Below are 22,408 nucleotides of genomic sequence, written 5' to 3'. Positions count from 1 at the left end.
ATTCTATGGAGAACCGCATAGTGAGTGACCCTCATACCATTGCCGAGCACATTGCGGGAACCGTCAAGAAATTACGTAAAGAGCGTGGTTGGAGCCTGGATCGCACGGCGGGTGAAACAGGTGTAAGTAAAGCCATGCTGGGGCAGATAGAGCGTGGTGAGTCTAGTCCTACCATCTCAACGCTGTGGAAGATCGCGAGCGGTTTTAGGGTGTCGTTTTCAACCCTATTTGATGGTGACAAACCTGCGTTAGGCGAACTTCATAGAGATGGTTGGGAGTCCGTTTGGGGCGATGATAGTGCCGGGATGCAAGCGCGGCTGCTGTTCCCTTATGACCCGCTGCTGGGTTTTGAAATGTTTATGATTGAGCTAGCGCCAGGGGCAATCAGTGAATCGTCCCCCCACGCCAGCGGTGTGGTAGAACACATCGTCGTTGTTGAAGGCGAGATGGAGCTGCGCATTGACGAGCGCTGGCAAACGCTGCGAGTAGGCGAGGGGCTGCGGTTTTTTGCTGACCGCCCCCACGCTATGCGTAACAGTGCTACCACGCGGCTACGTTTTCACGATGTGATTCACTATTTGCCCGGTGCAGCTTCAGGCACTTGAGCACCGGGTACTTGAGTACGTAACCAGTTGAGTTCGTCAGCCCAAATGTCGGGTTCGATGGTTTCCAGAATCATCGGTATGTCATGAATGCGTTCGTCTCGCATAATGGTTGTAAAGGCGTCCAGGCCGATATTGCCTTTACCCAGGCTGTGGTGGCGGTCGACACGGCTGGCGAAGGCACTCTTAGCATCGTTTAAATGCATGCCGCGTAAATACTCAAAGCCGACCACCTTGCCGAGCTCATCCAATGTTGTTTTGGTGGCCTCGGCGGTACGTAGGTCATATCCGGCGGCGAAGGCGTGACAGGTATCAATACAAACGCCAACACGGGTTTTATCATCGACGTGGGCAATAATCTCCGCGAGATGCTCGAAGCGCCAGCCAAGGTTAGTGCCTTGCCCGGCGGTGTTTTCAATTACCGCCGTGACACCTTGTGAGGCTAACAAAGCCTCGTTGATTGAGTCTGCAATGCGTCTCAAACAGCCGGTTTCGCTGATTTTGTTCAGATGACTGCCAGGGTGGAAGTTCAATAACGTGAGACCTAGTTGCTCACAGCGCTGCATTTCGTCTAAAAACGCCGCGCGTGATTTTTCAAGCCCAGCGGCCTCCGGGTGGCCTAGATTAATCAGGTAACTGTCGTGGGGTAAAATTTGTTCTGGGCCAAATCCGTGGGCTTTGCAGGCCTGTTTAAACGCCGCAATGGCCTCGTCGGTCAGCGGTTTACCTTTCCACTGCCGCTGGTTTTTGGTGAACAGAGCAAAGCCATTTGCGCCAATTTCTACCGCACGGAGCACTGCTTGATCCGCGCCACCCGCGGCGCTTACGTGGGCACCAAGATAGTGCATAGTTTTCCTTAGGTAGAGTAGTAAGTATTGGCGAATTTAACCGTGTCGACGTCGATTATTCAAATAGCGTTGAAATGCTTCAGGCTCATCAGTAATCGCGCTGGCTACTCCCCAGCCCCAGCGACTTTCAAAAGCGCTGGGGTCATTGGCGGTATAGCATAAAATTTCATAACCATCTCGGCGCATGGCAGCAGCCTGGGTGTGTTTTAAGCGCGGCCAATGAGGGTGGATACTAAAGGCGTCGATGGCTTGACACTGGTCACGCCAGTTTGGAGGTGTGCTGCCAAATAGTACGCCCAGCGCGAGGGCTTCTTTGGGTGCGATACTGCGACATCGAGCTAACGCCCTGGCATCAAATGAGGACACAATCAGCCGTTCGGCGGGCAGTGTGGCTAATACAATTGGTAAGACGGTATCCACCAAGGCGATGGGGTCACGGCCTTTGTTTACCTTGATCTCTAAATTCACCCCCATATTGAGCTCGTTCAATAGCGCTAGCATGGCCTTTAAGCTTGCCATCTTTTCACCGGCAAACGAATCGCCAAACCAACTGCCGACGTCAAGCTGTTGCGCATGCTGCCACGTCAGATTAGCGAGGTCGCCACGGCTATCGGAGCAGCGGCTAATATCGCTGTCGTGCCAGATGACAGGGGTACCATCGCCTAGTAGCTGAACATCCAATTCCACCCAAGTGGTGCCCGCTTGATGCGCGGCACGCACTGCCGTTAGGGTGTTTTCAGGTGCGGCGGCTGAGTATCCGCGGTGGGCTATAAGGGTAGGCAAACAGATTGCTGGGTGCGTCATAGTCTGTCCGTTTTAGAGGAATCAATCAGCATTGCTATTAACATTCTTGAGATAGTCTAGCATGGGTGCATGACAGCAATATGTCCTGTATGGCTGGCTAATCGCTTGATTTGAGGCGCATAACGCGGTTGGATAGCCAGCTAATGTGTGTCCAATAATTAACCGTAGGAGTTTGCCCAGATGTCTAAGCGTATTCAGTTTTCCAAAACGGGCGATTCAAGTGTGTTGGAGTGGGTCGACACAGCGCCTAAGGCACCCGGTAGCGGCGAAGTACGTATTGCTAATAAAGCGGTGGGCCTGAATTTTATTGATATCTACTTTCGTACAGGGCTCTATCCTGCGCCATCTATGCCTTCTGGATTAGGCACTGAAGGTGCCGGGGTTGTCGACGCCGTGGGGGAAGGTGTTACCCATCTAAAAGAGGGAGACCGGGTAGCGTATGCACAAGGGCCATTAGGTGCTTATGCAGAGATGCATACCTTACCAGCGGCCAAGGTAATTAAACTGCCGGACTTTATTGATTTTGAAACCGCTGCGGCCAGTATGCTGAAAGGCTTAACCGTGCAGTATCTGCTGCGTCAAACATACGAGCTGAAAGGCGGTGAGACCATTCTTTTTCATGCCGCTGCAGGAGGCGTTGGCTCGATTGCCTGCCAGTGGGCTAAAGCGCTAGGCGTCAAGCTAATTGGTACAGTCAGCTCCCAAGAGAAAGCAGACTTGGCGATGGCTAATGGTGCATGGGCAACCATCAACTACAGCGAAGAGAACGTGGTAGAGCGGGTGCGTGAGCTAACCAATGGCGAAATGTGCGATGTGGTTTACGACTCCGTAGGAAAAGATACCTGGGAAATGTCGTTAGACTGTCTAAAACCTCGCTCGCTAATGGTCAGCTTTGGTAATGCGTCTGGCCCCGTAGAGGGGGTAAATATAGGTATCCTGAACCAAAAAGGCGCGCTGTTTGTCACCCGCCCAAGTTTAAACGGCTATGCTGACACCCGTGAACGCTTTGAAATGATGTGCGATGACTTTTTTGGCATGATCAAAAGCGGCAAACTTCGTATCGACGTAGCACATCGCTACCCGCTTCAAGAAGCAGGAAAGGCCCAAGATGCCCTGCAAAGCCGGCAAACAACTGGCTCGACCGTGCTACTGCCTTAATACGCTTACGCTCTTCGCAGCCACTCTTTGCGCCACTTTTTGCAACACTAAGTGAGCTGGGTGGCTTAGTGGTTCTTTAACCACTTTTTATGAATGCCTGGCCACGCCAGGCATTTTATTGCTCCAACGTTCTTTTGTTGCTCTGCGCTGCTAGGGCTATACGGCCGTATAGTCATCATCTAATGTGTTGTTAGTGAGTTGGCGCATCAGCCGAGCGCACCCAATACAAGGAGATGGACACCGCATGACAATGGAAAGCATTGGGCTTGCGCCTAGCACGCTGGTTTTTATCATTTTGGGATTAACGCTTGCCGCTTTTATGTGGGGGCGATTTCGCTATGATCTCGTTGCGCTAGCGGCGTTGCTCGGCTCGGTAATGCTTGGGCTTGTGCCTAGCGATGAGGCTTTTAAGGGCTTTGGGCATCCCGCTGTGATTACGGTGGCCGCGGTATTGGTCATTAGCCGAGGGTTTGAGCGCTCGGGTGTTGTCGATATCATCGCCAATCAAGTGCTCAAAGTAGGTGAGCGGCTGCTACTGCAGTTACTGGTATTAGTAGGCACGGTCGTGGTGCTTTCTGGGGTGATGAACAATGTTGGCGCGCTTGCACTGTTGTTGCCGGTGGCAATGCGTCTTGCGCGTGAACATAATACGTCGCCATCGCTACTGTTAATGCCACTTGCTTTCGGCTCATTGCTAGGCGGCTTAACCACGCTGATTGGTACGCCACCCAACATTATTATTGCCACATACCGGGGTAATATCACCGGTGAAAACTTCGGCATGTTCAGCTTTACCCCTGTGGGGGTTGCTGTGGCGTTAGCCGGTCTGATGTTTATTGTGCTGGTGGGCTGGCGCTTAACGCCTAAGCGCAGTGGACAGGCTTCAACCGAAGAAATGTTTGATACTGCTAATTATTTGGTTGAGTTAAAGGTTTCAGAAGAGTCAAAGGCTAATGGTCTAACACTCCAGCAACTACATGATGAACTAGAAGAAGCTATTCCGGTGCTTGCCGTGGTACGAGAAGATAATCGCCGCGCTGGGTACTCATTTCATGGGGTGCTTCGGGAAGGGGATATTCTGCTGCTGGAAGCAGGGCCTGATGAACTTAAGCTGCTGGAAGACAAAGTAGGGCTGAGCGCGATTGCGGAACCCGAAAAAGATGCGCAAGACAGTGACGAGACCGATAGTGAAAATGAAGATACACAACCCTCGGATGAGCGCCAGCCTGTCGACACGGAAGGTCTGCAACTGATTGAAGCGGTGGTGCGTAACGATTCGATGATGGTCAATCGAAGCGTGCGTCAGCTGCGGTTAAACCAGCAGTTTGGGTTGCATTTAGTTGCGGTGGCCCGGGATGGAGGACGTTTAAAACAGCGTCTTCGGGACATTCGTTTTCAAACCGGCGATGTACTGCTGTTACAAGGCAGTGAAAACGAAATCGCTGACAGTTTAGCGACCCTTGGATGCTTGCCGCTGGCTAACCGTGAACTTCACTTAGGGCAACCGCGAAAATTAGCGCTGTCGATCGGTATTTTTGCCCTCGCGATCATGGCGATGCTGTTTGACCTGCTTCCTGCGGCTGTTGCCATGAGTAGCGCGGCGTTGATATCTCTGCTGATAGGAGTGCTTCCGCTGAGAGAAGGTTATCAAGCCATTGATGGGCCCGTTATTGTTCTGCTAGCGGCCATGCTGCCGGTTGGAGAGGCGCTTGAAACGAGCGGTGGCGCTGAAATTATTGCTGAGGCACTGCTACGATTTGGCGTCGAGTGGCCCATCATTGTCTCATTAGCAGGGCTATTTATTCTCTCGATGCTACTCTCCAACGTGGTTAATAACGCCGCAGCCGCGCTCTTGATGGCACCTATTGCCGCCAGTCTTGCGAGTGGTTTTGATGTATCACTTGACCCCTTTCTAATGGTGGTGGCTGTCAGCGCCTCATGCGCCTTTCTAACGCCGATAGGTCACCAGTCTAATACGCTAGTGTTAGGCCCGGGTGGTTACCAGTTCGGTGATTATTGGAAACTTGGCCTTCCGCTTTCGTTAGTGGTGATGGTGGTCGCTATTCCTGCCATTTTATGGGTCTGGCCGCTCTAATGGTGTAGCTGCATAGCGAAAAAAGGGGAGCTTAATGTTCGTATTATTAAATTTCGAAAATTTGCTACTCTATAGCTCATAGAGAGCAGCTCTTAAATATTAAAAAATAACGAATAGGCCGAGCTTATGAACCAACAGTTTCGCCAAGATGCCATCGTCGAGTTAGTACGCCAGCATGGTTATATGAGCATTGAGCAGCTGACCGATCACTTTGCTGTGACGCCGCAAACCATTCGGCGTGATTTAAACACGCTAGCCAACGAAGGGCGGGTTCGCCGCGTTCATGGCGGTGTGGGAATCGAGTCGAGCACTGTTAACACCGCCTACAGCACACGTAAAACGCTACATTTAGAAGAGAAAGAGCGGATTGCTCACTGCTTGGCGCAGCAGATCCCTCATCACTCCTCACTGTTTATTAATATCGGTACCAGCAACGAGATGATCGCCCAGGCGTTGCTTGAGCACCAGGGCTTAGAAATCATTACTAATAACCTGAACGTGGCCGCCATTCTTCAGCACAAAGAAGACTTCACGGTGATTATTGCCGGCGGACAAGTTCGCTCTCGCGATGGCGGTATTATCGGCGAAGCTACCATCGATTTTATCAATCAATTTAAAGTGGATTACGGGATCATCGGGATCAGCGGTATTGATGAAGATGGCTCGCTACTTGAATTTGATTACCAGGAAGTGCGCGTTGCTCAAGCGATTATTGCCAATTCGCGGCGCGTCTACCTTGCTGCAGATTACTCAAAGTTTCATCGTAATCCGGTGGTGCGCCAAGGGAATATTTCCCAGCTCGATGCTCTGTTCACTGATCGAAAACCTCCTGAATCGATTCTGCAGCTGCTGTCACAGCACAGTGTTGCATTGCATATCGCTTAAGCATGATGTGTTAGCTCGGGCAGAATATGGCCACCGACGAGTCTAAGAGTGAAGGAGTATAGTTTCATACTTGAGCATTTGGGGCGGCTGGAGTAGCCTTGAATGATAATAAAGCGAAACAAAACGCACAAAACCGAAAGAACCTACAACAAAGTGAACGTGATATGTCCTCCTTTATTCTCGCCATCGATCAAGGTACGACCAGCTCGCGCGCCATTTTATTTGACCGTCAAGGCCAAATAGAGGCGGTTGCCCAGCAGGAATTTCCTCAACACTTCCCTCAAGATGGGTGGATAGAGCATGATCCCGAAAATATTTGGGAGACTGTCCTCGCCACCTGTCGTGAAGTATTAGTAAAGGCAAATGTTTCACCAGAGCAAATTGATGGAATTGGCATTACTAACCAGCGTGAAACCACGGTGGTGTGGGATAAAGAGACGGGGAAGCCGCTCTATAATGCGATTGTCTGGCAGGATCGGCGGACCTCTGAACTTTGTCAAACACTCCGTGACCAAGGCCATACAGAGGTAGTACAAGCGAAGACAGGCCTCTTAATAGACCCCTATTTTTCTGCCACCAAGCTTGCCTGGATACTCGATAATGTAGCTGGAGCCCGCGAGCGTGCGCAGCGTGGTGAGCTGCTCTTCGGCACTATCGATACCTTTTTGATTTGGCGATTAACGAATGGCAAGCAACACGTCACTGATGCCACTAACGCATCGCGAACAGCTATTTTTAACATCCATAATCAAACATGGGACGATGAGCTGTTAGCGTTGTTTAACGTTCCTGCCAACATGCTGCCCGAAGTAAAAGATTCCAGCGATGATTTTGGCACCACTGATGCGCAGTGGTTAGGAGCGCCCATTCCTATTGCAGGTGTGGCCGGGGATCAGCAGGCCGCGCTAGTAGGGCAAGCGTGTTTTCAGCCAGGAATGGGTAAAAGCACCTATGGCACCGGCTGTTTTATGATCGTAAACACCGGGGATACACCCTCGGTATCACGAAATCGCCTGCTCACCACCATTGGTTACCGAATTAATGGCAAGCCGACTTATGCCGTGGAAGGCAGTATTTTCGTCGCTGGAGCGACTGTGCAGTGGCTACGCGATGGCTTGAACCTGTTTGCGGATGCATCAGAAACAGAAGCGCTTGCCAAAGAAACCCGCAGCGGACATAGCGTTTACTTGGTACCGGCCTTTACTGGCTTGGGCGCGCCCCATTGGGACCCTAAAGCGCGAGGGGCGATTTTTGGCCTCACTCGGGATACCGGTATCGCTGAAATCGTTGCGGCGGGGCTCCAGGCAGTGTGTTATCAGACCCGTGATCTTCAGCATTGTATGAACGACGATATGGAAGCCACGCCTGGCAACCTGCGTGTCGATGGTGGCATGGTGAAAAACAGCTGGGTGATGCAGTTTTTAGCCGATATGCTCGATGTTCAGGTGGATAGGCCGACTATTCTTGAAACAACAGCGCTTGGGGCCGCTTATTTGGCAGGCTTACGTTTGGGCTGGTATGACACGCTTGAAGAGATTGAGCAGCTCTGGCGTTGCGAAAAGAGCTTCACCCCTGAAATGCCAGAATCGACTCGTGAAGCGTTGTACCAGGGGTGGTTAGATGCTGTGAATCGCGTGCGTTGTAATTAACAAGCGTTTATTGACTTTCAATAGGCAAAAGCCGCTATCGATGATAGCGGCTTTTTAATCTTGTTGATGGTTAATCAGTGAGTGTTCTGTGGCTCTACTGGTGCCACAAAGGGCTGCGAGGTGTCACGATTTTCAGCAAAGTAGGTAGCAAAACGCTCTTCCGCTTGGTCTCCAAATAGGACCCGACAAGCTTCTTTCAGCCCCTTAGAGTGACGCAGCTGTTCATGGTGAACAACCAGTGACACTTTGGCTCTTCGACGCAGGAAGTCCTCCAGCTGCGTAATCATCTCGTGGTCTCGGGCATGCTCTAGTTCGCAGCGAATATATTCGGTACCTTCAATGAGAATCTCGGCTTCCGCAGGATCCTGACGAATCTTTTCTAGCATTTGCATGGCCTGCTCTGCATAACGTCGCCACAACCGGGAAGAGAGCGGCTCGGTAGACGTTGGTGCGGTCATCGCATCTAGATCCATTCGTTTTGCTTGATCCATAAACTGCTGTTTAACAGGCTCTGGCGGCTCGCCGTACCAACGATAGTTGATATCGCTGAGATTGACACCGAGGCGGACCACTTCTTCTGCGATTTCATCACCGACATTCAAGCAGTCGGTTAATTTGCCCCCGAAAATACTAATATGCGCGCTATCCGCATTGGTATCGATGACATGTTTACGCGACAGCTGGAGGAAATCGCGATCGCCGCCACTCTGATCTGCTTTAATGGCCAGCGGTCGAACGCCGCAGCGTGTTGAGATAATGTCGTCTTGGCTAAGCGGCTTTTCTAACGTTAGGCGCTTATTGATATTTTCCAATACAAACTCAATATCTTCAGCGGTAACATCCACCTCTGGATGTTCCATATGTGTATCAGTCGTGCCGATACAGGTGCGATTCCCCATGGGAATGACAAAAAATAGCCGTCCATCGTCGGCAAAAAACGCCAGTACCCGTTTAGTTTCCGTCAATTGTGGAACAATCAAGTGGATGCCTTTTGAGTAAAGATGTTGATGGGTGGTCTTCTCGCCGGTAAGTGCGTTGTGCTGGTCTACCCAGGGGCCGGCCGCATTAATTAATACCTTGGAGCGGATATTGAACGTGCTGCCATCCATAACATTGCGTGCTTTCGTTACCCAGTGCTGACCTTCGCGCTCAGCACCAAGCGACTCAACATAATTGGCTGCAATTGCCCCATAGTTAAGCGAATGGCGAACAAAATTAAATACAAATCGGGCATCGTTATCGTGTAAGTAGGCGTCTGAGTATTCAAACCCACCGACTGAGCCTGCAGTATCAATAATGGGTTCTTCTTGCTTAATGTTCTTAGGAGATAGTAGACGGGGACGCTTAGTAAACCCGTTTCCCATTAGCCAGTAGAGCCAGGTGCCTGCCCATAAATACCAGGGTGAATGGCGGAAACCTTTACTGATAGTAGTAAGAAAGCGAATTTCCTGAACGGTAGAAGGGTAACTTTTAATCAAATGATTACGGCTTTTGCACAGTTTGCGTACTAGTGCAAAATCCTTGCTTTCCATATACTTAATGCCTCCCCAAACTAAGTTGGAGGAGTGCATACTGGTGCTTCCCGCAAAATCACCGCGGTCTATTAAGGCGACTTTAGCACCTTTGCCTGCAAGCGCGGCTGCTGTTGCTGCGCCGTTAATGCCGCCACCGATGATTAATGCGTCAAAGTCGTCAGTGTGCAATTTCTCGATATTCCGGTTACGCAGTTTCATAGCGGTTCCAATTAACAAAGAAAAAGCCCCGTGTTTAGGTAGCGGTTTCAACATGACAACAAAGCAATAAGCCTATGTAGACCAGCGAGCCCTGCTGTTATTTGCTCGCCGCTGATGAAACCTAGTTTTTGAGCCTTGATAGGGCGGGCTTCGGCCCGCCCTTACTGGATTAGCGGGTACCCGCTTCCATCCAGGCTTCCATCATTTCATCGTAAGGAACGGTCGTTCCTTGGGGCATTTCATCATCAAGCTTTTGCTTAGGTGAGCCTTCTTGATCCAGCCAGTATTGTGGGTCGCGCTCTTCGTTAAGCGCCGGGGCGTAGCTATCGAAGACGTTTGCGCGAGCTAAGCGGTACATGGTGTTATCCATATCTGCTGCCAGCTTATCCAAGCCCTCTTGAGGGGTAACTTCGCCACTCATTACCGGCGCTAGGTTTTGCCACCATAGCGGAGCCATGCGTGGATAATCGGGTACGTTGGTGCCGGTAGGCGTCCAGTTGGATTCGTTGGGGCTGCGGTAGAACTCGACCAAACCACCAAGCTTGGGCGCCATTTCGGTCATCTGCTCAGAGAAAATGTCAGATTCACGAATCGGCGTTAGGCCAGCCATTAGTTTTTCAAGAGAGGTCGTTTTGGCTACCGTAAACTGGGCAAATAGCCACGCGGCGGTTCGGCGGTCCTCTGGAGTGGAGTCAAAGAACGTCCATGCCCCTACGTCCTGATAACCGACTTTCATACCTTCTTCCCAGTAAGGGCCGGTAGGGGAAGGTGCCATACGCCAAAGTGGGTTACCTTCATCGTCGGTCACAGCCACCGCAGGGTCGGTCATGTCTGCTGTGAAGGCGGTGTACCAGAAAATTTGCTGAGCAATATGACCTTGAGCAGGCACAGGACCCGCTTCCCCAAAGGTCATGCCCTGTGCTTCAGGCGGTGCGAAGTCACGTAGCCAATCAACGGCTTTTTGCATGGCAAAGACAGACGCTGGCGAGTTGGTTGCACCGCCACGACTAACGCTGGCACCTACCGGCTGACTATCTTCGTTAACGCGAATGCCCCAGTCGTCGACCGGATTGCCTGATGGCACGCCCGGGCTACCCATACCGGCCATTGAGAGCCAGGAGTCATGGAAACGCCAGCCCAGCGACGGATCACGACGGCCGTAGTCCATGTGGCCATAAACGGTAGTACCGTCGATTTCACCAACATGCTTACTGAAGAACTCGGCGATATCTTCGTAGGCAGTCCAGTTGGTGGGCACGCCTAGGTCATAGCCGTAAATCTCACGGAACTGCGCCTGCAGGTCTTCACGCTGGAACCAGTCATAGCGGAACCAGTAGAGGTTGGCGAACTGCTGGGTGGGGAGCTGATAGAGGCTGCCGTCTGGGCCGGTGCCGTACTGCAAGCCGATGAAATCGTCTAGGTCCAGCGTAGGAAGAGTGTAGTCAGCCCATTCGTTTTCCATCGCCTCGGTGAGGTTAATGGTGGTGCCGTAACGAATGTGCGTGCCAATAGAGTCGGTGTCATTTACAAAACCGTCGTAGATGCTATTACCTGATTGCATTTGGTTTTGCATCGTATCGACGACGTCGCCTTCACCGATAATATTGTGAGTAATATTGATTCCTGTTAGCTCACTGAACGCTTCTGCCAGCACTTCGCTTTCATAGACGTGAGTGGTCAAGCCTTCGGCGACAGTTTGAATGTCCATGCCGCGGAAAGGCTCAGCTGCTTTTGCAAACCAAAGCAGTTCTTCGATTTGCTCTTCACGACTCAAGGTAGAGTTTTGGAAGTGCTCGTCGACCAAGCGCTCTGCGATTGCCCGCGCATCGTGGTCGTCGGCCATCAGTGTCCCCGATGCGAGCATGAGGCTGGCGGCGAGGGTGGTAAGTTTGAACTGGTTGTTGCGCATGTTGACCTCGTTTTGTTGTGCTCTTCCCTGATCTCTTGAGCGTCCTTGATACTGCCGTACTTAACGCCAGGGTTTTCCTGGAATTACTGTTGGCTAACCCCAACGCATTAACACCAGCAGCCATACCGCTGAAAGTGCTAGTGCAATCCAAATTGAAAGTGACGTGAACCCAATGAAACCCAAGTGAATAAACGCGGCAGACAGCAAGCCGATAAACAGCCGATCACCACGGGTGGTACTAATGGGCAAAAATCCCTTTCTTTCAATGCTTGGCGAGCGCAGTTCCCAGATCGTCATGCCAGCGAGCATGGCCGCAATGGAAGAAAAGAAAATAGCCGTTGGTAAAGTCCATACCATCCAGGACATGAGGTTTCCTCCTACTCAGGTGCGGCCCAGGGCAAAGCCCTTGGCGATATGGTTGCGTACGAAGTAAACCACCAGAATGCCGGGGACAATGGTCAACATGCCGGCGGCGGCGAGGGTGCCCCAGTCGATACCTGATGCTGTCGAGGTCCTGGTCATGATCATGCCGATCGGCTGTGCGTCTGTAGATGTCAGAGTGCGCGCCAGCAGCAGTTCAACCCAGGAAAACATGAACAGGAAGAACAGCACCACGCCAATGCCAGAACTGATCATGGGAATGAAGATTTTGATGAAAAACCTGGGAAAGCTGTAACCATCGATATAGGCAGTTTCGTCGATTTCTTTAGGCACGCTGCTCATAAAGCCTTCCAGAATCCAGATGGCCAACGGAATATTGAATAGGCAGTGAGCTAGCGCGACGGCGATGTGCGTATCGAATAAGCCGACCGAGTAATAAAGCTGGAAGTAGGGCAGCAAAAATACCGCGGGTGGCGCCATCAAGTTGGTTAGTAGCCAGAAGAACAAGTGCTTATCACCGATGAACTTGTAACGACTGAAGGCATAGGCGGCCGGAAGTGCCACTAACATGGTGATGATCATATTCATCACCACATACATGATGGAGTTGACGTACCCCATGTACCAGCTTGGGTTAGTGAAGATGCCGATGTAGTTATCAAAGGTCAGGTTCTGCGGCCACAGCGTCATCGACCCGAGAATTTCGCTGTTAGTCTGCAGCGACATATTGAGCAGCCAATAAAGGGGCAGTATCAGCAGCACGATATAGGTGCCAAGCAGAAGCCGCTTTCTCAGCCGAGAGCGTGAGTGGCGCTTGCGTCGCTCAGCTGCTGGCACCTTACTGAAAATAGTGTTGTATTTTTCACCCTGCTGGGTGTTTTCAAGTTGGTAAGACATCTCACGCGCCTCCCTGTGAATTCTTGTCTTTCTGCAGATGCATGATGGTGGTATAGAACACCCAGCTGACTAGCAGAATGACGAGGAAGTAAATGATCGAGAAGGCGGCAGAAGGCCCTAGATCCTGCTGGCCGATAGCCATAGTGGCAAGCGATTGGGTTAGGAAGGTAGTTGAGCTGCCAGGCCCACCTCCGGTTAACACAAAGGGCTCGGCGTAGATCATGAAGGAGTGCATGAAGCGCAGCAGTACGGCGATGACCAGAACGTTGGTTAGCTTCGGTAGCTGAATATAGCGAAACACTGCCCATTTAGAAGCACGGTCAATCCTTGCCGCTTGGTAGTAGGCTTCTGGAATAGAACGCAGCCCGCTATAGCAAAGCATTGCGACAAGCGGCGTCCAGTGCCAAACATCCATTAAAATAATGGTCGCCCAGGCGTCACCGGCATTACGGGTAATATTGTAATTAATACCTAGCTCGCGCAGCCCCCAGCCCATTAGCCCAATATCGCCACGGGTAAAGATCTGCCAGATACTGCCAACGACGTTCCAAGGAATGAGCAGGGGCAGGGTAATCAGAATTAGTACGGCGGACGCCTGCCAGCCCTGCTTTGGCATAATCAGCGCTATTCCTATCCCCAACGGGATCTGGATAGCCAAAATAATCAATGAAAACAGTATTTGCCGACCAAATGCCGCTTGCAGCTCCGAGTCGTTGAGCATAGTGCGAAACCACTCGGTACCGGTAAAGAAGCTGGCGTTGGGGCCTAGCACGTCCTGTACCGAGTAGTTGACCACTGTCATTAAGGGGATGATGGCGGAAAATGCCACGAGCACTAGCATTGGTAGCACTAATAGCCAAGCGCGGTTGTTATAGACTTTATTATTCATGAGGTAACCTCCACCCGATATTCGTCCACAAACAGCCCTAACTGATCGTGGTCAAAGGTGAGATAAATATCGTCTCCGAATTCAGGATGACCTTCCGGCAAGCGTGCCTTAAACGCCTGACCACCCAACTCAAAGGTAACAATTGAATAGGTGCCTAGATCTTGCACCTGCCGTTTACGAGCGGGCAGGGCACCTTCACGTTTGCTGGCATGCACGGTTACAAACTCGGGGCGAATGCCGATTTTTATATTCGAGCTGTTGGTATTGGCAATGGCGTCAACAAACGCCTGCGGTATGGGGAGCGGTATATCAGCAAAGATGATTTCCCCCGCATGGTGGCGTACATCCAGAATGTTCATACCAGGGCTGCCGATAAAATAGCCAACAAAGGTATGCGCGGGGGTTTCAAAGAGTTCTTGAGGAGTGCCGAACTGAACCACCTGACCTTCATACATCACAGCGATTTTGTCGGCAAACGTTGCCGCTTCCAACTGGTCATGGGTGACGTAAATCATGGTGATATTGAAGCGCTGGTGAATCTCCTTCAGCTTGCGGCGTAATTTCCACTTGAGCTGTGGATCGATAACCGTTAACGGCTCGTCAAACAGAATTGCCGAGACATCATCGCGCACCAAGCCGCGCCCCATTGAAACCTTCTGTTTCTCATCAGCGGTTAGCCCTTTGGCTTTACGCTTTAGCAGAGGAGTTAACTCTAGAATCTCCGCAACTTCCTCTACCTTTGGCGTGATGCGGTGACCTGGAATGTTGATGTTACGCAATGGAAAGGCGAGGTTATCAAACACCGTCATGGTGTCGTAAATCACCGGAAACTGAAAAACCTGAGCGATGTTGCGCTCCTCAGGCGGCAGTTCGTTAACTCGCTGGCCATCAAATAGCACATCCCCTTCGGAAGGTTCGAGCAGCCCGGAAATAATGTTCAGCAGGGTGGATTTGCCACACCCTGATGGCCCCAGGAGGGCATAAGCGCCGCCTTGGTGCCAGATATGCTCCATCTGGCGAATTGCGTAATCTTCAGGTGATTTCGGGTTAGCGCTATAAGTATGCGCAAGAGCCTTTAATATGATCTCAGCCATGCTGATTCACTCCCCGTGTTTCCGGCGTATGAACAATAGAACCCTGCTGATCGAAGACAAACAGCTTGTGGGTAGGGAAGTAGATCTTTATGCGCTGATTGACTTTAGGGGTATGGATGCCAAGCAAATGGAGTACTAAAGGAAACAAGCTGTGTCGCACGTGGAGGAAGGTTTCCGAGCCGCTGATTTCAGCCACTTCAACTTCAACTTCAAGCTCTAAATCATCCGCTGCATTCGGCTGTAGGCTGACGTGAGAAGCACGGACTCCGAATCGGTAAGCTCCCGCAGGTAGGTTGCGCAGCGCCGCATCGCAGGGGAAATGGATATCCTGGTCGAAGGTGATTTCATTAGCAGTAAGATGTCCCGGCACAATATTGATAGGCGGTTCTGAAAACATCTCAGCGCTCAGGATACCGTTAGGCTCGCGATAAATTTGCTCGGTTGGGCCATATTGCAGCAGCTTGCCTTCATGCAATACGGCAGTGTTGCCGCCTAACGCTAGCGCTTCGTTGGGCTCTGTGGTGGCATAAACGGCAATGCAGTTTCGCGCCTTAAATAGCCCGCGAAGTTCATCGCGTAGTGCTTCACGCAGTTTGTAGTCAAGATTGACCAACGGTTCATCAAACAGGATCAGGTCCGCATCCTTAACCAAAGCGCGGCCCATGGCGGTACGCTGCTGTTGCCCGCCTGAAAGCTCAAGCGGCAAGCGGTCCAGTAAGTGGTCAATCCCCAGCATGGCGGCGGTTTCGCGCACACGCTTGTCGATTTCCTGCTTGGATGCCTTAGCCAATTTCAGTGGCGACGCGATATTGTCGTAAACGTTAAGGCTTGGGTAATTAATGAACTGCTGATAGACCATGGAGACATTGCGTTTGCGGACGGATACGCCCGTGACATCCTTGCCATCCATGTAGATTCGCCCCCGGGTAGGTTGCTCCAACCCCGCCATTAATCGCATGAGCGTTGTTTTACCTGCCAGGGTTCGCCCTAGCAGCACATTGAAGGAACCCGGCTCCAGCTCGAGGTTCACCCCACTGATATGGGATTCACCACCGACAATGTGGTCGATATTTTGCAGATGTAAGGACATGCCGATCTCGCTAACGTCATTGTTATAGATTGATGTTATTGGTAGAGGTGTGGCGTTGATCGCTATTGATAAAAGTGAAGCAATACTCACTTATTCGAGATGTTAGCCTGGGCTGTTTGCACTTTATTGTCAGTCAACCATCAAGCGGATTTTTATTCACTTTATTTTCAATAACGAAAGGCTAGTTGATCATTTGCGAACTTGCAACGACTTTTGTAGCTGTTGGTATTCGCTTTTAGGCGTACATCTTTGCTGCTTCTGCGATTAAGAGTATCTAATGGCCGCTATTTTTGTGAGAGATTGGCAGTAAAACGGGGCGTTCCGAGCAGCAAGGCAGCCGATGATTGAGATATATGAATGTTCGTTTGTTTCGTTTTTGAAAATGCGCAAAAAAAACCGGCCTGGAGAGGCCGGTTACAGGGCTAGTTAAAGCGAGATAGAACTACTTAACGCTGGTTTCTTCTTGCTGCGGCGCGGCCACAGGCGCTGCATTGTGATTAATCAAGGTCGATTTATCATTGGCAAACGCGTCATAGGCGAAGTCATCAACCGTTAACATCTCGAGTACTTCCGCCTCAAAAGTGCGCATAAACTGCGCGTCGTCTTCTTGGATAATGCCTTTGTCCAGTGCGGCCTCAATGCGTGCTTCAGGGTGTAGTGCCGTTTGTGGCAGCTCACCTTTGGCATAGGCTTTGTTCACCGTGCGATAGAGCGTTTCGGCGCGGTCATAATCCACCAGCAGCGCGTTATAGCGCGCCAGCGGGTTAGACTCTGCGCCATCATCTTTATCCCAGGTATTGGAAAGTAGCTTGCTGCGCAGGGCGCTATGTGTGGATACGCGCTGTGCGATATCGCGAGCCAAGTCGTCATGCGGTTTATTCCAGCGGCGGCCGGTTGGCATTACAACGACTTTCAATACTTTGCCTAGCGCGCGGTTCGGTAGGTTATCGAAAATTTCAACGAACGCCTGTTCGGCACGGTTTAGCAGGAACCTCAGGCTGTAGTGCAGCAGCGCTTCTTCACCCTCTACTTGGTCACCGGTGTGCCACTGTTTCAGTACCATGGAAGCTAGATACAGATTAGACAGAACATCACCCAAGCGTGCTGAGAGCATTTCGCGCTTCTTGAGTTCAGAGCCAAGGCTGGCCATGGCGGCGTCGGCACATAGGCCAAAGCCTGCTGAAATGCGTGCAATATCCTGGGCGTAGATAGCCGCAGGGCCACTAAAAGGTACATTGGCTTTGCCCAGGCCAAACCCAAGCGTAAAGGCACGAGCAGCATTGCCGAAAATCAGCCCTGCGTGGCCAAAGAAGGCTTTGTCGAAGGCTTTAACGTCGTTGGCATCTTTAGCCGCTAGCTCGTCCAGTACATAGGGATGGCAGCGAATCGCACCTTGACCAAAGATCATCAGGTTGCGAGTCATAATGTTGGCGCCTTCCACGGTGATGGCCACCGGGTTAGCACTGTAGCCAATGCCCAGATAGTTGCGTGGACCAAGGGTAACGGCTTTACCACCGTGAACATCCATTGCGTCGCTAAGCAGCACACGCTGGAACTCGGTTAGTTGGCTCTTCAAGATGGCTGAAGGAACGGCGGGTTTTTCGCCATGGTCGATCAGGTTAGCGGTTTGGTAAACCGTAGCAGCAGAGATGTAAGCCAGCGAGGCCATGCGTGCTAACGGCTCCTGTACGCCTTCCATTTCAGCGACGGGTACGTTGAACTGACGACGTACGCGGGTAAAACCACCGCTCCAGCCTAGCGCGTAGCGGGCGGTACCGGTCGCACCAGAAGGCAAGGTAATGCAACGTCCAATCGACAGGCACTCGACCAGCATGCGCCAGCCTTGGCCGATCATATCTGGGCCACCAATAATGGTATCCAGCGGCACAAACACGTCGTTACCTTTAATCGGACCGTTCATAAACGGGCTGCCGATAGGATGGTGACGGCGACCGATATCCATGCCCTGAGTATCCCGGGGAACGAGTGCAAGGGTGATGCCGCGATCTTCTTCATCACCGAGCAATTTTTCTGGATCAAAAAGACGGAAGGCTAGACCTACCACGGTGGCAATGGGAGCCAGGGTAATCCAGCGTTTTTCGAAGTTAAGGCGTAAACCAAGCACTTCTTCGCCATTGATAACTTGCTTACAGACAACGCCTGTATCCGGTAACGACGTGGCATCAGAGCCAGCACGCGGGCCGGTTAGGCCGAAGCAGGGGATTTCGCGACCATCAGCAAGACGGGGCAAGTAGTGGTCTTTCTGTTGTTGAGTGCCGTATTTAAGCAGCAGTTCGCCTGGGCCGAGTGAGTTTGGTACGCCAACGGTGACCATCAGCGTCTCATTGGCGGAGAGCTTCTGCAGTACCATGGACTGGGCTTTAGCTGAGAATCCGAGGCCGCCGTACTCCTTCGGAATAATCATGCCGAAGAAGCCTTCTTTCTTTAGGTAATCCCAAAGCTGTTGGGGTAGGTCAGCGCGTTCTTGGGCGATATCCCAGGCGTTACACATGCCTGCTGCTGTTGCACACTGGTTATCCAAGAATGCTTGTTCTGCTTCGCTCAGCCCGTCGTCTTTATAGTTAAGTAACGACTCCCATTGGGGGTTGCCTGAGAAAAGCTCACCATCCCAGGAGACGCTGCCCGCTTCTAATGCCGTGCGCTCCGTATCGGACACTTTCGGCGCTACCTTTTTGAAGGTGGCGAAAATGCGCGGCGTCAGCCACTTGCTGCGTAATACGGGTAGACCAGCAATGGCAACGGCGGCAGCCGCAATCAATAGCAGCGTGCCAATAACGCTCGCGCCAAGCACTAAGCCTACTAAGCCCAGTACGCCAAGCAGGGCGAGTGCTGGCGTAGCGCCTGCTTCGCGGCGCATCACCACGAGCAAGCCTGCAACGGCAAGCACAATGAGTAGTAAGGTGAGCATGGATGTTTCTCCGTGGGTGGTTAATTGTGGACGTATTTAAACGTATGTTTGAATATTGTCAGAGTCACCTATATCAGTGCAAGCATTTCACTCTTATACATTCGCTATAGTCTCTTTACTGTAGCGTAAATAGGCCATAAAAAAACGCCATGGCGAGTGGCCATGGCGTTGAGCGTGTTGCATGCAGGTGTGAGTGAGCTACGAAGCCTGTTTGGCGGGTGCGCCGTGAGCGACGTAATAATCCACCTTGGCGCGTGGCAAAGGTTCACGTCCACGGATGCGATCAGCAATTTTCTCCGCCAGCATAATAGTAGGCGCGTTTAGGTTGCCGGTAGGGATCACCGGGAACAGCGAGGCGTCGACGACGCGCAGGCCTTCGAGCCCATGTACGCGGCCTTGGCTATCGGTTACTGCCATCTCACCTTCGCCCATGCGGCAACTGCCACACGGGTGATAAGCCGTTTCAGCGTGTTGCTTGACGAAGTTATCGAGTTCTTCATCACTTTGCACGCTAGGGCCAGGGGAAATTTCACGGCCACGGTACTTATCAAACGCTGGTTGCGCGATGATATCGCGGGTTAAGCGAATCGCATCGCGGAACTCTTGCCAATCTTTCTCTTTGGCCATGTAGTTAAACAAGATGCTAGGTGCCGCGTGTGGGTCTTTCGAGGTTAATCGAATTCGTCCCCGGCTTTCCGAACGCATCGAGCCAACGTGAGCCTGGAAGCCATGTGCTTGGACGGCGCTTTTGCCGTTGTAACTGATCGCGATGGGCAGGAAGTGGTACTGCAGGTTTGGCCACTCTTCCGCATCATTGCTACGAATAAAACCGCAGGATTCAAACTGGTTGCTGGCGCCGACGCCAGTGCCCTTAAATAACCACTCGGCACCAATTTTCGGCTGGTTGTACCATTTCAGCGCCGGATACAGCGAAATAGGCTCTTTGCATTCGTACTGAATGTACATCTCAAGGTGGTCCTGGAGATTCTCGCCTACGCCGGGTAACTCATGGATGACTGAAATGCCTAATTCCCGAAGCCATTCGGGGTTGCCTACTCCAGAGCGCTGAAGAATCTGTGGTGAGGCAATGGCACCGCCACACAGCAGCACTTCCCGGCGAGCGCGGGCCTTGTGTAGCTGACCTTTCTGCTCGTAACGCACGCCAACGGCACGTTTGCCGTCAAATTCAATCACATCGGTGACTGCGTGGGTTTCAATGGTCAGGTTGCTGCGCTGCTTGGCAGTGTCCAGGTAGCCGCGTGCAGTCGACGCACGGCGCCCCTTGGGTGTGACGAAGCGGTCCATGGGGCCAAAGCCCTCTTGCTGGTAGCCGTTAACATCCTCGGTTTCAGGGTAGCCTGCTTGCTTCCCCGCTTCGATAAACGTGCGGTAAAGCGGATTATTGCCAGCTTTCGGCGTGGTCACGCTGACCGGGCCGTCGCCGCCGTGGTACTCATTAGGGCCAATATCGCGGGTTTCGCATTTTTTGAAATAGGGCAGGCAACTGAGGTAATCCCACTCCTCTAAGCCGGGTTGCTTGGCCCAGTTATCGTAATCCAGAGCGTTGCCGCGGATATAGCACATGCCGTTGATCAGTGAAGAGCCGCCCAGGCCTTTGCCACGGCCGCACTCCATGCGACGGCCATCCATATAGGGTTCGGGGTCGGTTTCAAATGCCCAGTTATAGCGTTTGCCTTGTAGCGGGTAGGCCAGCGCGGCGGGCATTTGGGTGCGAAAATCGAAACGGTAATCAGGGCCGCCTGCTTCAAGCAGCAAAACGCTGACGTCACTGTCTTCGGTGAGGCGGGTAGCCAGTACATTGCCGGCCGAGCCTGCACCGATAATGATGTAATCAAATTCGCGTGGTTGAGACATGCTTTTACCTTGGAAGAGCCGAATGATGGGGAATTAGCCGGTAGGTATAAAAGGGATGTTTCTCTTCGATATACCTACCGGGAACGTCCATTACTTCGCCTAAAACACCGACTCAAATGGCCCCATCTCGATCTGTACCGACTTGGTCTGGGTGTAGTGATTGAGCGTCTCGACACCGTTCTCGCGGCCGATGCCTGACTCTTTGTAGCCACCTACCGGCATTTCAGAAGGTGACTCGCCCCAGGTGTTGATCCAGCAAATGCCAGCTTCCAACTGATGAATAACCCGGTGAGCACGGCTTAAGCTTTCACTGAACACACCCGCCGCCAGGCCGTACTTGGTGTCATTGGCGCGACGAATAACATCGTCTTCGTCTTCAAAGGCGAGTACGGACATCACTGGGCCAAAAATCTCTTCTCTTACGATGCGCATATCGTCAGTGCAATCGGTGAAGATGGTGGGGGCTGCCCAGGCGCCTTTCGCCCAATCGCCGCTATTCCACGCATCGCCACCTGCCAATACTCGCGCGCCTTGCTCTTTACCCAAGGCAATATAGGAAAGCACTTTTTGCTGATGTTCAAAACTTACTAGCGGGCCGAAGTTAACGCTGGGGTCCATCGGGTTACCCGCTTTGATACGCTGAACGCGCTCAACCAGCTTCGCCTCAAAGGTATCTTTGACGCTGCGCTCCACGAATACGCGAGTGCCGTTGGTGCAAATCTGGCCGCTGGAGTAGAAGTTGGCCATCATAGCGGCATCGGCGGCACGATCTAAATCAGCATCGGCAAACACGATCAGCGGGGACTTGCCGCCTAGTTCCATGGTGACATCTTTCAGCGTAGAGCCACCCGCAGCGGCCATTACTTTTTTTCCCGTGCCGACTTCGCCAGTAAACGATACCTTGGCGATACCTGGATGCTCAGTCAGCATCGCGCCAACGCGGCCATCGCCTTGAACGACATTGAAAACACCGTTAGGTAGGCCTGCTTCAGTGAAGATTTCAGCCAGTTTGATGGCGGTTAGCGGTGTAACTTCACTAGGTTTGAAGACAATGGCGTTGCCCGCTGCCAACGCAGGTGCGGCTTTCCAGCAAGCGATTTGAATGGGATAGTTCCAGGCGCCAATGGCACCAATGACACCGAGTGGCTCGCGACGGGTATATACAAAGGAGCTGTCGCGCAGCGGAATCTGGCTGCCTTCGATAGCGGGGGCAAGGCCTGCGTAATACTCCAAGGCATCGGCTCCCGTCACAATATCAACACTGGCGGTTTCGCTAATAGGCTTGCCGGTATTGTGAGTTTCTAGCTCGGCAAGCTCATCGTTGCGTTCTCTTAACAGTGCAACAGCGCGCAGCAGAACGCGTGAGCGTTCCATGCCCGTCATCGAAGCCCATTGACGCTGTCCGCGTTGGGCGGCTTCGACAGCGCTATCAACATCAGCTTGGCTTGCCTGGCCAATCGTGGCAAGCAGGCTGCCATCGTAGGGGTTTGAAACGGTAAATGTCTCGCCTGAAGTGGCGTCTACCGGGCGACCATCAATATAAAGTGGCTGAATGTCTTGAGCGGCCATG

General features: G+C 52.1%; 17 protein-coding genes. 5 read left to right on the top strand and 12 right to left on the bottom strand.

What is annotated here, in order from left to right:
- Positions 1-17 precede the first annotated feature (17 nt).
- Positions 18-605, top strand: a complete 588-nt coding sequence (locus HVE01_RS09130) for a helix-turn-helix domain-containing protein (protein WP_197915507.1) — start codon at positions 18-20, stop codon at positions 603-605.
- On the opposite strand, the gene nfo is transcribed toward HVE01_RS09130, so the two are convergent.
- Both nfo and HVE01_RS09120 read right to left on the bottom strand, forming a co-directional pair.
- Positions 575-1,450, bottom strand: a complete 876-nt coding sequence (gene nfo / locus HVE01_RS09125; protein WP_146943670.1) for a deoxyribonuclease IV — start codon at positions 1,448-1,450, stop codon at positions 575-577. The two genes, HVE01_RS09130 and nfo, sit on opposite strands and share 31 nt — an antisense overlap.
- 36 nt (positions 1,451-1,486) lie before the next feature.
- A complete protein-coding gene (locus tag HVE01_RS09120; protein WP_146943668.1) occupies positions 1,487-2,254 on the bottom strand; it encodes a glycerophosphoryl diester phosphodiesterase in 768 nt (255 codons plus the stop codon).
- A gap of 180 nt (positions 2,255-2,434) precedes the next feature.
- Between HVE01_RS09120 and HVE01_RS09115 the strand changes: the two genes are divergently transcribed.
- From HVE01_RS09115 to glpK, 4 genes are all read left to right on the top strand, one after another.
- A complete protein-coding gene (locus tag HVE01_RS09115; protein WP_146943667.1) occupies positions 2,435-3,412 on the top strand; it encodes an NADPH:quinone reductase in 978 nt (325 codons plus the stop codon).
- A 244-nt stretch (positions 3,413-3,656) separates the two neighbouring features.
- A complete protein-coding gene (locus HVE01_RS09110; protein ID WP_125748631.1) occupies positions 3,657-5,507 on the top strand; it encodes an SLC13 family permease in 1,851 nt (616 codons plus the stop codon).
- Between the two features lie 126 nt (positions 5,508-5,633).
- Positions 5,634-6,392 (top strand): DeoR/GlpR family transcriptional regulator, encoded by a 759-nt coding sequence (locus tag HVE01_RS09105; RefSeq protein WP_125748629.1) that lies wholly within the window; start codon positions 5,634-5,636, stop codon positions 6,390-6,392.
- Positions 6,393-6,556: 164 nt separating this feature from the next.
- Positions 6,557-8,041: a glycerol kinase GlpK gene (gene glpK / locus HVE01_RS09100; protein WP_125748626.1), complete on the top strand. Its 1,485-nt coding sequence runs from the start codon at positions 6,557-6,559 to the stop codon at positions 8,039-8,041.
- Between the two features lie 74 nt (positions 8,042-8,115).
- On the opposite strand, the gene HVE01_RS09095 is transcribed toward glpK, so the two are convergent.
- The 10 genes from HVE01_RS09095 to betB form a co-directional block, all read right to left on the bottom strand.
- Positions 8,116-9,774 carry a glycerol-3-phosphate dehydrogenase/oxidase gene (locus HVE01_RS09095; RefSeq protein WP_125748624.1) on the bottom strand — a complete coding sequence of 553 codons (1,659 nt, stop codon included), beginning with the start codon at positions 9,772-9,774 and terminating at the stop codon, positions 8,116-8,118.
- Between the two features lie 169 nt (positions 9,775-9,943).
- Positions 9,944-11,683: an ABC transporter substrate-binding protein gene (locus tag HVE01_RS09090; protein WP_146943665.1), complete on the bottom strand. Its 1,740-nt coding sequence runs from the start codon at positions 11,681-11,683 to the stop codon at positions 9,944-9,946.
- 93 nt (positions 11,684-11,776) lie between these two features.
- Positions 11,777-12,049, bottom strand: coding sequence for a DUF2160 domain-containing protein (locus HVE01_RS09085; protein WP_038484947.1), 273 nt, complete (start codon positions 12,047-12,049; stop codon positions 11,777-11,779).
- A gap of 15 nt (positions 12,050-12,064) precedes the next feature.
- A complete protein-coding gene (locus HVE01_RS09080) occupies positions 12,065-12,961 on the bottom strand; it encodes a carbohydrate ABC transporter permease (RefSeq protein ID WP_125748619.1) in 897 nt (298 codons plus the stop codon).
- A gap of 1 nt (position 12,962) precedes the next feature.
- Positions 12,963-13,850 (bottom strand): carbohydrate ABC transporter permease, encoded by an 888-nt coding sequence (locus tag HVE01_RS09075; protein ID WP_125748616.1) that lies wholly within the window; start codon positions 13,848-13,850, stop codon positions 12,963-12,965.
- Positions 13,847-14,944 carry an ABC transporter ATP-binding protein gene (locus tag HVE01_RS09070; protein WP_146943663.1) on the bottom strand — a complete coding sequence of 366 codons (1,098 nt, stop codon included), beginning with the start codon at positions 14,942-14,944 and terminating at the stop codon, positions 13,847-13,849. The genes HVE01_RS09075 and HVE01_RS09070 overlap by 4 nt, the downstream gene beginning before the upstream one ends.
- Positions 14,937-16,034 carry an ABC transporter ATP-binding protein gene (locus tag HVE01_RS09065; RefSeq protein WP_125748610.1) on the bottom strand — a complete coding sequence of 366 codons (1,098 nt, stop codon included), beginning with the start codon at positions 16,032-16,034 and terminating at the stop codon, positions 14,937-14,939. Before HVE01_RS09065 ends, HVE01_RS09070 begins: the two co-directional genes overlap by 8 nt.
- Positions 16,035-16,476: 442 nt before the next feature.
- Complete coding sequence (locus HVE01_RS09060; protein ID WP_146943661.1) at positions 16,477-18,963, bottom strand: acyl-CoA dehydrogenase; 2,487 nt, start codon at positions 18,961-18,963, stop codon at positions 16,477-16,479.
- Between the two features lie 198 nt (positions 18,964-19,161).
- Complete coding sequence (betA, locus tag HVE01_RS09055) at positions 19,162-20,838, bottom strand: choline dehydrogenase (protein WP_146943659.1); 1,677 nt, start codon at positions 20,836-20,838, stop codon at positions 19,162-19,164.
- Between the two features lie 99 nt (positions 20,839-20,937).
- On the bottom strand, positions 20,938-22,407 hold the full coding sequence (gene betB, locus HVE01_RS09050) for a betaine-aldehyde dehydrogenase (protein ID WP_146943657.1): 1,470 nt from the start codon (positions 22,405-22,407) through the stop codon (positions 20,938-20,940).
- Position 22,408 lies beyond the last annotated feature (1 nt).

The sequence above is a fragment of the Vreelandella venusta genome (assembly GCF_007989605.1).
GTDB classification, from domain to species: Bacteria; Pseudomonadota; Gammaproteobacteria; order Pseudomonadales; family Halomonadaceae; genus Vreelandella; species Vreelandella venusta.
This window is presented reverse-complemented; position numbering and strand designations above follow the sequence as displayed.